Origin of the sequence: Halalkalibacter alkaliphilus (assembly GCF_023555415.1) — a bacterium.
Lineage (GTDB): Bacteria > Bacillota > Bacilli > Bacillales > Bacillaceae_D > Halalkalibacter > Halalkalibacter alkaliphilus.
On sequence record NZ_JAKRYL010000028.1, the window covers coordinates 14394 to 26451 of the forward strand.

The 12058-nt window shown below is 36.0% G+C and carries 13 protein-coding genes; 12 read left to right on the forward strand and 1 reads right to left on the reverse strand.

Annotation, left to right across the window (positions count from 1 at the left end):
* Window positions 1–92 precede the first annotated feature (92 nt).
* The 11 genes from MF646_RS19845 to MF646_RS19895 all read left to right on the forward strand — a co-directional run bounded on the left by MF646_RS19845 (window position 93) and on the right by MF646_RS19895 (window position 9248).
* The gene (locus MF646_RS19845) at window positions 93–560 is read left to right on the forward strand and encodes an SMI1/KNR4 family protein (protein WP_250098239.1); all 468 of its coding nucleotides are present in this window, start codon (window positions 93–95) and stop codon (window positions 558–560) included.
* Between the two features lie 348 nt (window positions 561–908).
* A complete protein-coding gene (locus MF646_RS19850; RefSeq protein ID WP_250098240.1) occupies window positions 909–1406 on the forward strand; it encodes a hypothetical protein in 498 nt (165 codons plus the stop codon).
* A 124-nt stretch (window positions 1407–1530) separates the two neighbouring features.
* Window positions 1531–2604 carry a branched-chain amino acid aminotransferase gene (locus MF646_RS19855; RefSeq protein WP_250098241.1) on the forward strand — a complete coding sequence of 358 codons (1074 nt, stop codon included), beginning with the start codon at window positions 1531–1533 and terminating at the stop codon, window positions 2602–2604.
* Window positions 2605–2858: 254 nt separating this feature from the next.
* Window positions 2859–3110, forward strand: a complete 252-nt coding sequence (locus tag MF646_RS19860) for a sigma-G-dependent sporulation-specific acid-soluble spore protein CsgA (RefSeq protein ID WP_250098242.1) — start codon at window positions 2859–2861, stop codon at window positions 3108–3110.
* A 116-nt stretch (window positions 3111–3226) separates the two neighbouring features.
* Window positions 3227–3661: a CBS domain-containing protein gene (locus MF646_RS19865; protein ID WP_250098243.1), complete on the forward strand. Its 435-nt coding sequence runs from the start codon at window positions 3227–3229 to the stop codon at window positions 3659–3661.
* Between the two features lie 18 nt (window positions 3662–3679).
* Window positions 3680–3943: a YciI family protein gene (locus tag MF646_RS19870; RefSeq protein WP_250098244.1), complete on the forward strand. Its 264-nt coding sequence runs from the start codon at window positions 3680–3682 to the stop codon at window positions 3941–3943.
* A gap of 130 nt (window positions 3944–4073) precedes the next feature.
* Window positions 4074–6023: an ATP-dependent DNA helicase gene (locus MF646_RS19875; protein ID WP_250098245.1), complete on the forward strand. Its 1950-nt coding sequence runs from the start codon at window positions 4074–4076 to the stop codon at window positions 6021–6023.
* 182 nt (window positions 6024–6205) lie between these two features.
* Complete coding sequence (locus MF646_RS19880; protein ID WP_250098246.1) at window positions 6206–6994, forward strand: HAD family hydrolase; 789 nt, start codon at window positions 6206–6208, stop codon at window positions 6992–6994.
* A gap of 187 nt (window positions 6995–7181) precedes the next feature.
* Window positions 7182–7622, forward strand: a complete 441-nt coding sequence (locus tag MF646_RS19885; protein WP_250098247.1) for a MarR family winged helix-turn-helix transcriptional regulator — start codon at window positions 7182–7184, stop codon at window positions 7620–7622.
* Window positions 7623–7649: 27 nt separating this feature from the next.
* Window positions 7650–8630, forward strand: coding sequence for a ring-cleaving dioxygenase (locus MF646_RS19890; protein WP_250098248.1), 981 nt, complete (start codon window positions 7650–7652; stop codon window positions 8628–8630).
* A gap of 3 nt (window positions 8631–8633) precedes the next feature.
* Complete coding sequence (locus tag MF646_RS19895) at window positions 8634–9248, forward strand: alpha/beta hydrolase (RefSeq protein WP_250098249.1); 615 nt, start codon at window positions 8634–8636, stop codon at window positions 9246–9248.
* A gap of 75 nt (window positions 9249–9323) precedes the next feature.
* Here the strand turns inward: MF646_RS19895 and MF646_RS19900 are convergent, their stop codons facing one another.
* Complete coding sequence (locus MF646_RS19900) at window positions 9324–9575, reverse strand: hypothetical protein (RefSeq protein ID WP_250098250.1); 252 nt, start codon at window positions 9573–9575, stop codon at window positions 9324–9326.
* Between the two features lie 152 nt (window positions 9576–9727).
* Between MF646_RS19900 and helD the strand changes: the two genes are divergently transcribed.
* Window positions 9728–12019 (forward strand): RNA polymerase recycling motor HelD, encoded by a 2292-nt coding sequence (helD, locus tag MF646_RS19905; protein ID WP_250098251.1) that lies wholly within the window; start codon window positions 9728–9730, stop codon window positions 12017–12019.
* Window positions 12020–12058: the final 39 nt, after the last annotated feature.

Genomic DNA, 12058 nt, shown 5'->3' on the forward strand with positions numbered 1-12058 from the left:
TATCAAGGGCTTTCGATTAATAGAATGATATCATATTATAATGATTTGAAGTAATAACCATGATGGTTATGATAACTATGGAGGAACGTAATATGAGTTTACAATTTTATAATGGTACGAATTTTTGGAAGTCGCCATCGGGGTACAAGCCAGGTGAGCAAGTGACCAATGCTCAAGTTGCTGAAGTTGAGCAGCTGTTAGGGATTTCGTTACCAAGGAAATATGTAGAGTTGATGCAAGAGCAAAATGGAGGAGAGTTAGCATACCGCTATGTGCTCTTTGAAGATGGTGATGCGGCGGTTGTTCCGTATTTTCATGAGTTGGAAATGGATCGCGGCGTCGGATTATCATTAATCTTCGTTGAAGAATGCGGCTTGCCTGATCATTTAGTTTTATTAACTGGAGATTTTCATTCATGGATCGCACTAGATTACCGGAATGGAAGGTCAGAGCCTGCGGTGTTGTATATAACGGAAGATGAGTCAGGGAATGGGTTGTGGCAAGAACATATTATTGCTGAGAATTTTGATCAATTTCTAGGTCGACTTTTTCAAAAATAAAACAGCTCGTACGTCAAAAATCACCTTTTCTACTCTATGTAGGGAAGGTGATTTTTGATTAGACGCTAACCTATTTTTCAGGAAGTCATTAAAAAGTAAAACTAGAGATCGCTGAAAAATCGGTAGAGTTTTCAGCTTTTTTTAGCCTTTAACAATTTACGACACCTTTTTTAAGTGAATGCCATTATACTATTAAAAGAGTCACTATCTAAGTCGTTTCTACAAAAAAGTAGAATAATACACAATTTTATCTTGATTTTTGGTAATATAGTAAATGGAGATAATCTGTCAGTGGCATTCTTAATTTACTAGACATCTTAAGATATTAATAAGTAAGGGGTTTTGAATTTGTTAAAACGAACATATGACATCAAGAATGGAGAATTAAAGCAGGCTATCGAAAAGAGTGGATTAGAACTACGTGAGTTTGCGACGATGAGCCTTGAAAAAATGAATGTGAAGTCTAAAAAGAAGCGTATTCGACAAAAAGCATTAAAGAGAGCGTTCACTCAAAATGAAGTTGCGAAAGAAATCTTATTGATGGTGCAAGGAGGTCAGAAAGAAAGTAAGCAAGAAGAACAAGCCGTTCAGTCTGTAGTAAAAACTGAGTCTCATGTATCCGTACGTGGTCTTCCGGTAACATTTCTTTTGAAACTAGGAAAAAAATACTTAAAAGATGAAGATGTTGTTAGGTTCTACTATAATGCAGAAAAAGAAGAGTTCTATAAGAACAAGAAATTATTGGAGCAAGTAATTGAAAACAGTTCGACTAACCTCGATTCAAATGAATTATCTGCTTATCAAAGTGACGTAAAGGCAGAACTAGAAAAAAGAGCGAAAAAATAAAGCTGTAGCGGGAGTGGACAAGTATCACTCTCGTTTTTTCTATAAAATGGTAATGTATTCTTGTATTCTTTAAGGGAACTATTTACAATAATTACATATGAGATTACAAAGGAGTGTAATGATTTTGGCGAATGTAACTGTAAATTTTATTGAATGCAAAGACAAAAAGCCTAAGCCAAATGCAGATAAGATTGCTTTTGGCAAGCATTTTTCTGATCATATGTTTGTCATGGATTATCAAGCTGATAAAGGATGGTTCGATCCAAGAATCGTCCCATATGAACCGATCACATTAGATCCGGCGGCTATGATCTTTCATTATGGACAAACCGTTTTTGAGGGGTTAAAAGCGTACCGTACACCTCGGGATCGGATTCTTTTGTTTCGCCCTGAGAAAAATTTTAGAAGATTAAATTTATCAAGTGATCGATTAAGTATTCCAGCAATAGATGAAGAGTTAGCCCTAAATTGTTTAAAACAGCTACTTAAAGTAGAAAAAGAGTGGGTACCAAAGGCAGAAGGGAATTCATTATACATTCGTCCATTTATTATTGCGACAGAACCGAATTTAAGTCTTGCACCTTCACAAACGTATCAATTCATTATCATTTTATCTCCTGTTGGTTCTTATTACAAAGAGGGGATTCAGCCTGTTCGGATTTATGTCGAAGATGAATATACGAGGGCAGTTCGTGGTGGAACAGGGACGGCGAAGACAGCTGGAAACTATGCTGCTGCTTATAAGGCTCAAGAACGAGCGACAAAAGAGGGATATTCTCAAGTTCTTTGGTTAGATGGAGTTGAAAAGAAGTATATCGAAGAAGTTGGTAGTATGAATGTGTTTTTCAAGGTGAATGGTGAAATCATCACACCAGAGCTAAATGGAAGCATTCTTGAAGGGATTACGCGAATGTCGATCATTGAGGTATTAAAAGATTGGGGAATTCCTATAACAGAAAGAAAGCTTTCGTTAGAAGAACTATATGAAGCATACGAGCAAGGTCAATTAGAAGAGGCATTTGGGACAGGTACGGCAGCAGTTATTTCTCCTGTTGGAGAGTTAAATTGGGGCGAAAGGAAAATCCAAATTAACAAGGGAGAAATTGGTGAATTATCACAGCGCCTTTACGATACATTAACAGGTATACAAACAGGGAAGATAGCAGATACATATAGCTGGACAATAGAGGTAAAATAACTTAAACAGGCGTCTGACATTAGCGAGACGCCTTTTTGTTTCGTTGTTAGAGTATACAAATAGAAAGAGTCTAAAGAATGTGTAAAGGTAATAATAATGTAAATCGAAAATAAAGCAGCAAAATGGCAGTACCTTAAATTGTGAATGAACCATCAAAGTTTTGGCTGAAAAATAATTCACCACCATATGAATTATTTTCAAGTGATTCCACATTCTAATATAGTAAGTATGTTGAAACAGAAAGGATGACGACATTGGACTCTAACTTAGGGTATTTACGTGAATCATTATCCAATCATCTTGATAACCATCAAATTTGCCAAAGGATTTATCATAAGTTAGAAACGAAACAATACAAAGATGAAGATGAATTTGTAAGGGATCTCGAAGATAACGAAGCGACAATCTTGAATTTAGTTCTGCAATATGAATTGGATTATGCTAAGAATGAACAAGATGAAGAGCGGGTCGAGCAATTGAATGGGGTATATGAATTATTAATTTGAAGCGACGCTATTCGCGTTGCTTTTTTACATGGGTTGCATGTTAATCTAGCTTTTGGTAAATTGTTCTGAAATCGAGTATAATAGAGTAGACAAAGTTGTGAAAGGGAAGAACGTCTATGAATATCTCATTTTTCTTAGTGCCAAAAGCAGAAGTAGCCTATTTAGATTTAGACTCAACGATGAGACAAGCGTTAGAGAAAATGGAATATCACAAGTACTCTGCTGTCCCTATTATTGATCGTCACGGAAAGTACATTGGTACTTTAACAGAAGGTGATCTCCTGTGGCAAGTAAAGGATATCCAATCGTTTACGTTAGAGCTTGCTGAACAAATTCAGTTGAAAGATATTCCTAGAAAAATGAAAAACAAACCTGTTCGAATTGAATCAAAAATGAAAGACTTATTAACACTAGCCATATCACAAAATTTTATCCCTGTGGTTGATGACCATGGAATTTTTATTGGAATTATTAGAAGAAGAGAAATTATCGAATATTACGCAAACTCAATTGAACAAGGGAATGCTGGTAACGATAATATAATAAATTAAAAGAGAGGGAGGATGTTCATGTCTTATTTTGCTGCCATTTTATTAATGGAAAAGCCAGAATTGAATGCTACATATCGTGCCGAACATTTAGAGTTTCTTGAAAAGCTCGAAGGAGAGGGGAAAATCTTTGCGAAAGGTCCTTTTGCAGATGGGGCTGGCGGACTTGTCATATATAAGGCCGATTCATTGGAAGAGGCAAAGCAATTAGCTGAAAAAGATCCTTATGTAATAAAAGGTGTGAGGAGCTTACATTTACATGAATGGGGAATGGTTCAAGTTTAAATTGATTTACGTAAAAGGGTAACCAATTAAAAAGTTGGTTGCCTTTTTTATATAAGTAGCCTTTGACAAATTACGTTTTTTTTAAGATAATAATCTATTGACTTTTTTATGAAGATACGGAGGACTTTTTTTGAAAACAAATACACAGTTGCCATTTTCATACGATAGAAGCCAGCCATTTTTTGAGAGATTAAATGAATGGATTGGAGATGTATTTTACGATATTTTGCCAGAAGCTGGACTAGAGCTTAGGGATGAACAGATTTTTATGGCATTTCAAATGGAGAAAGCATTTATTGATAAGAAAATCATGTTTGCTGAAGCAGGAGTGGGGACAGGAAAAACAATTGCCTATCTTTTGTATGCGATTTGTTATGCTAGATATATGAGAAAACCAGCGATTATTGCTTGTGCTGATGAGTCACTCATTGAGCAGTTAGTCAAAAAGGATGGGGACATTGATAAACTTTCTAACATTTTAGGGTTAACGATTGATGTGAGATTAGCAAAATCAAAAGATCAATATCTTTGCTTGCAAAAGCTAGACTTTGAACGCTCAAAAGACGAGTATGCTGAAATATATGATGACATTCATGTAGACCTCCCTGCTTTCGTCCATTCAAACCAAACGTTACAATCATTTCACCATTATGGCGATCGGAAAGAATACGCACATTTAAATAATGAAGAATGGAAAAAAGTTGGGTGGGACTCGTTTCAAGACTGCTTTGTTTGTGATAAACGTCATCGCTGTGGACTGACGCTTTCACGAGAGCACTATCGCAAATCTACAGATTTGTTAATTTGTTCTCATGATTTTTATATGGAGCATGTTTGGACATATGATTCTAGAATTCGTGAAGGTCAGCTTCCTCTTTTACCTGAACCGAGTACGGTTATTTTTGATGAGGGTCATTTGCTTGAAGTTGCGGCTCAAAAAGCACTTACATACAAGATGCGACATGATATCATTGAAGAACTATTAACACGCTTATTAGAAAATGATGTAAGAGAAGAATTCGCTGTGCTTGTGGATGAGCTAATTTCACAAAGCTTTCACTTTTCGTATGTGCTTCGAGACCATTCTAAAAAAGTAGAAGGATCCGATCGGAAAGAAATCAGTTTTTCAAAAGAGCTTCTAGGGGAAGCAACTCGGATGATCGAATTGATTGCAAAGTTAGAAGATGAGATTGTCTTTGAAAGTGAAATGTATACGATCGACGCCTACCAGCTGAAGATTGTTGAAGAGCATCTTGATATGATTCATCATGCATTAAAGATTTTTGTAAGTGTTGAAAATGTAATCTCCTGGGTTGAAGAAGGAGAATTAGGTGTCACTCTAGTCATTATGCCAAGACTAGTGGAAGAGGTATTAAAAGAAAAGGTATTTTTAAAAAAATTACCATTTCTATTTACGTCAGCCACGCTGTCTACGAATGGTTCATTTGATTATTTGGCAAGCAGCATAGGGGTTAACGATTATTTATCATTCTCTGTTGAGTCTCCATTTGAATACAGTGAACAAATGGAATTGTTCGCGCCTGTTATTCAATCAGTAAAAGATAAAGTTTATTATGCGAAAACGTTACTCGAAGAAACGGACGGGAAAGCGTTACTTCTTTTTAGAAGTGAAGAGGAGCTTCAACAGTTTAAACAATTGACGATTGAAGATCGCGACTTTTCCAAGTGGGACCTGTTGTTTGAGGGTGATCAGGAAATTAGTCAACTAATATCGAATTTCCAACAAGAAACAAATTCTGTACTTTGTGCTCTTAGTTTATGGGAAGGGCTCGATATACCAGGTGAATCATTATCAAATGTCATAATATGGTCTCTACCATTCCCACCGAATGACCCAGTCTTTTCGGCGAAAAGAAATGCAGCGTTAGATTCCTTTAAGGAAGTGGATATTCCATATATGTTACTTCGTTTGCGTCAAGGATTAGGACGATTAATTCGAACACATCAAGATAAGGGCATCGCGACTATTTTTGATGAACAGTTATATGAAGATCATAACTTATTAGCTCTCGTTAAAGAAATTTTACCAGAAAGCGTAAAACTTCAGACGAAACGATAGGAAGTTACTGAAAAGGTAAAAACAGACTTTTTTGGACTCTATTAAAGTAGCAATGGCTCGAGGCAATTGAAAAAGAGAAAATCACTATTTTCAATTCCCACAGTTAACGGATTCTATTTACTTATGTGGCCTAGTTCGGTAATCTAGTAAGTGAATATATTGTGGTAGGAGAGGATTCGGAAATGATAAAAGCAATTTTCTTTGATCTTGATGATACATTGCTTTGGGATCAACGCAGTGTCAAAAAAGCATTTGAAGCAACATGTCAAGTAGCAGCTGACAAATACAATCTTGATGTTGATGCATTAGAAGAGGCAGTTCGCAAGGAAGCAAGTGAGTTGTATGCTAGCTATGAGACGTATGATTTCACAAAAATGATTGGGATTAATCCATTTGAAGGTTTATGGGGTAACTTTTTAGATGATGACGAGAACTTCCGAAAGATGAAAGAAATTGTACCAACTTATCGTAAAGAAGCATGGACAAGAGGATTAAAGGAACTCGGAATTGATGATCCAGAATTTGGTTACGAGTTAGCGGAGCGTTTCCCGGCTGAAAGACGCAAGCATCCTTTTGTTTATGATGAATCATTCCAAGTATTAGACGAATTAAAAGGTAAATACAAGTTATTGCTTTTAACAAATGGTTCCCCAGACTTACAAAATACTAAGTTAGAGATCACACCAGAACTTGTTCCTTATTTTGATCAAATTATCATCTCTGGTGCGTTTGGAAGAGGAAAGCCAGATCCGACCATCTTTGAACACGCACTAGAGAAAATGGAACTTACGAAAGATGAGGCGATTATGGTAGGTGACAACTTGATGACAGATATTTTAGGTGCATCACGTGTTGGAATGAAATCTGTTTGGATTAACCGCCATAACAAAGAAAGAAATGAAGTCATTCCAGATTTTGAAATTACACATTTAGAAGAATTGTATGACATTTTAGATACGATTAATAACTAAATGAGTGTATAGAAAAGAGGTTGTCTCACTTTGAGGCAGCCTCTTTTTTGCTATCGAAAAGATAATTATAAGAAGGATAAAAATAGCTAATTATTATACACTTTAAAAAAGTTAGTTATAAACTCTTTACAAGTTATCAGTTTAGTTATAAACTGATAACAAGAATCACTGAAGGAGTGAGAATTTCTTGTCTAAGGAAGCCTTCGGAAAAACAAAAGATATTAGATTAGGGTTATTATTATGGTTCCGCTTAGCGCGTTTTTATAACCAAAGTAATCGCTTGTCGAATCAGCATTTGAAAAAATGGGGATTGACAATAGCCCAATTTGATTTGTTAGCACAGGTGGGGGCACTCCAACCGATATCACAACAAGAATTAGCCGATAAATTGTTAGTGAGCAAAGGAAATATTACACAAATGCTTGCTAAAATGGAGAAGCTTGAGCTCATTTTGCGAAAGCAAGAATGGAGAACGAAACGGATATCATTAACCACTAAAGGCCAGCGGCTTTATGAAGAAGTGATTCCGTTACAAGAATCATTCCAAGCAGCCCAATTTGAAAAGTTAGACCGAACAGAAAAAAAACAATTATTGTCTATTTTAAAAAAGTTACATGACAAATCGTAAAAAAATAAATGAATAGGAGTGAAGAAAATGGAATTAAAACCGTTATTAGGTCAACATCATGTTTCAGCTATTACAGCAAACGCAAAAGAAAATTATCGCTTTTATACAAAAGTCCTTGGGCTGCGTTTAGTCAAAAAGTCAATAAACCAAGATGATACGTCTGTCTATCATTTATTTTATGCTGATGAGCGAGGGAATCCTGGAACTGATTTAACGTTTTTTGAGATTCCACATGCTGGAACGACGTATTATGGCAACAATAGTATCTCTTTAACATCACTACGTGTAGCTAGTGATGAATCGATCCAATATTGGAAAAAACGCTTCGTAGAATTTGATGTCGAGCATGATGACATATTTACAAGATATGGTCGTAAAGTCCTTGCATTTTGTGATTTCGAAGGACAGCGACTCGAACTTGTGTCAGATGAGACAAATCAAGGAGTAGCGGGAGGAAAACCGTGGGATCAAAGTCCTGTACCCGTGAAATATGGTATTGTTGGGTTAGGGCCAGTGCAGTTGACAGTTCCAAAGGCCGAAATGACGGCTAAAATACTAACAGAGGTATTGGGCTACCGTGAGAAATCCTCTTATCCATCATTAGTAGAAGGTCAGCCGCCTGTTCGTATTTTTGAAACAGGTGAAGGAGGTACAGGAGCAGAAGTATATCTTGAAGAGCGTTCTGATCTATCGAGGGAGCGTCCTGGTAGAGGAAGTGTTCATCATGTAGCTTTTCGAGTAGAGAGTGAAGAAGAGCTGAAAAGATGGGTCGATTATTTAAAACAGCTTCGCTTACCAAATTCAGGCTTTGTTGAAAGGTATTATTTCCGTTCACTTTATTTCCGTGAGCCAAATGGAATATTATTTGAACTTGCTACAGATGGGCCAGGTTTTGAAGGGGATGAATCATTTGAGCATCTAGGAGAAAACCTTTCTTTACCACCGTACTTTGAAAACCAGCGTGCTGAAATTGAAGAAAAATTAAAACCGTTAAATACAAAGGAGTAATGCATGATGAAACATATCTTTACTAAAGGGACAAATAAAAATGCACCAACTTTATTGCTGTTACACGGTACAGGTGGAAATGAACAGGATCTATTGCCTTTAGCCAATATGATTGCTCCAGATGCAAACATTCTTAGTGTACGAGGCAATATATTGGAAAATGGAATGCCACGCTTTTTTAGAAGATTAGCAGAAGGCGTCTTTGATGAAGAAGATTTGGTTTTCCGAACAAAGGAATTGACTGAATTTGTCAATGAAAGTGCAAAAACTTATAAATTTGATCGTCACAACGTGGTTGCCATCGGATATTCAAATGGAGCGAATATCGCAGCGAGTATGATGTATCATCATAAACAAGCATTAAATGGAGCAATTCTATTTCACGCTATGGTTCCACGTAGGGGTGTAGATATTCCTGAACTATCTGGGACATCTGTATTTATCGGAGCTGGAAAACGTGATCCGCTTATTCCATTAGAAGAAACGAAAGAATTAGCACGCGATTTAGAGAAAGCTAATGCAGAAGTAACGGAGTATTGGGTTGATGGAGGTCATCAACTTGTTAGAGAAGAAGTAGAGAAAGCAAAAGAATGGTTTGATCTTACTTACCGTTCTTAATTGTAGTTTCATAAGTAAAGGTTGCCGAAAAGCTGAAATAAGCTTCTCGGTAAACCTTTTTCAAAAGAAGTTCTTTTATATCCCTTTCTCCATAATTTCACGTACCTCATTTAATCGTTTCTGTGCCTCCTCTAAGCGAGGGTCTTGATCTTCGGTTACAAGTTGATCGAATTCACCTTGTAAATCACCTAGCTCTTTTTGAATGAATGCGTATTCTGTCGGATCGTTTTCGCGAATCATTTTTACTTCCATCAATTCTGTTAGTGCGCGATCAATTAAATTTTGTACCCGATATAAACACTCTTCAATATAATCCTCAGATGCCATAATTTTCTCCTTTTTCCTGTATGATTTATGTAACTATTATTTACGTCAATGTTACCCTTTTATACGGAAAGAAAAGAGGATACATGCATATCCTTATTGAAATATGTATATACCAGCTAGTAAGCAATAATATGTGGTTGAGGAGTGGGCAAATGAGTCGCAACGAATGGCAAGAGGAACAACAACGAGTCAATTTTGTTGTTGAAGAAGTAAAAAAAAGAGAAATAGAGCTAAAAGAAAAATTAGGGGATGTTAAAGCAGACGTCCTTGACATCCGTAAGAGATTTTGGGATGACGTTACTGTTAACTTTGATACTGCTGATGATGCAGCAGAGACACATGCTAGCATTAAACAACAGGCAGAACTTATGTCTGAAAGAGAAAGAAGTCATCAGCATGATATAAAACAATTGAAAAGTTTACATAAGCTAAAGGAGTCTCCTTATTTCGGGAGAATTGATTTTTTAGAAGAAGGGGAAACAGAGGCGGAATCTGTGTATATCGGCACGGCATCCTTCGTCGATAAAAACGGTGTGGATTTTTACGTCTATGATTGGCGTGCTCCCATTTCTAGTTTGTATTATGATTATGGACCTGGACCGGGTTCGTATGAAACTCCAACTGGACTCATCTCGGGAGAAATAAATGTAAAAAAACAGTATATTATTCGTCAAGGGTGTATTGAGCATATGTTTAATACGGGAATTACTATTGGAGATGAGATGCTTCAGGAAGTTTTAGGCGGCCGATCGGATTCCCAAATGAAGAACATTGTTGCTACCATTCAGAAAGAACAGAATCAGATCATTCGTAATGATAGAGGAAAGCTGTTAATTGTGCAAGGTGTTGCTGGTAGTGGGAAAACATCGGCAGCGTTGCAACGTGTTGCTTACTTGCTTTATCGCTTCAGAAATACACTTGACGCTGATCAAATTGTGTTGTTTTCACCCAATCCTTTATTCAACAGCTATATTTCAACCGTGTTGCCGGAACTTGGGGAAGAAAATATGCAACAAACGACATTTCAAGATTATTTAGATTTTCGATTAGGTGATGAATGGAAGCTTGAAGATCCTTTTAATCAGATTGAATATGTCTTATCAGCGAGAAATGACCAGGAATATCAAGAAAAAATTGAGAGTATAAAATTGAAATCTTCATTAAACTATATGCAAATAATGGATGACTTCATCGTTTCGCTTGAAAAAGGTGGGCTTGTGTTTAAAGATGTTATTTTTAAAGGGCAAACATTGATTTCAAAAGAAAAGATTAATCACTATTTTTACGAGTTAGATGATACAGTGTCGATTCCTAATCGTTTTCAAATGGTTGTTGAGATTCTTTTGAAGGAGGTTAGAAAAGTTGAGCTCAAAGAGCGGGAACAGGAATGGGTTGAACAAGAAATTGATCTTCTCGATAATGAAGTTTTAATGAAGGTTCATCATAAAGTTGAGAAAGAAAAAAAGAAGGATTCGGATTCGTTTTATGAATACGAACGAGAACAAGAAATATTACGAGCACTTGTCGTTAAGAGAAGATTTAAAAAAGTGAAAGAAGATATAAGCAAACTTCGGTTTATTGATGTTCCTTCAATCTATTTGAATTTATTGAAAAAAAGTTTACCTGTGAAGCAGCAAGATCAATCAATGGATAAAATTAGGCAAGCTATTTTCCCGTATGAGGATGCAACACCTTATTTATATTTGAAAGGAAAGCTTGAAGGATTTCAAGTAAATACAAATATACGTCATGTATTTATTGACGAAGCTCAAGATTATTCACCCTTTCAGTTTGCTTTTATTAAAAATATGTTTCCACGAGCAAAGCTTACTGTATTAGGTGATAAAAACCAATCCATTTATGCGCATTCAAAAATTAGTAGCTTTTCGGCTTTGGAATCACTATATGATGAAGCGGAAATCGAAAGATATGAGTTAACACAGAGCTATAGATCTACAAAACAAATTATTAATTTCGCAAAACAAATAATTGATGCAGATATTGAGCCATTTAATCGAGAAGGCGAGAAGCCGAAATGTTGGAAAACGGATTCTTATGACCACATGAATGAAACGCTAATTGACCGAATTGAGGAGCTAAAAAAATCATATTCAACTATAGCGATTATTTGTAAAACAGCGTTGGAAAGTGAAACTTTATATGATGAGATCAGAGAAAAACTCGACGTCCGTTTAATGAAGAAAGATTCAACTGGCTATGAATCAACAGTTCTAATTATTCCATCTTATTTAGCTAAAGGGGTAGAATTTGATGCTGTTGTTGTCTATAATGCTTCTCAGTCTTCATATAACAAAGAGACGGAGCGCAAACTGTTGTATACGGTTTGTACTCGAGCTATGCATTCATTAGATTTACTGTATGTTAAAGAGATAAGTACTCTTTTATCAGCTATTTCGAATGAAACATATGTTCAGTGTCCCTGAGTCAATTTATTTTAATTTTTGCGAGAAATGGTAGATAAT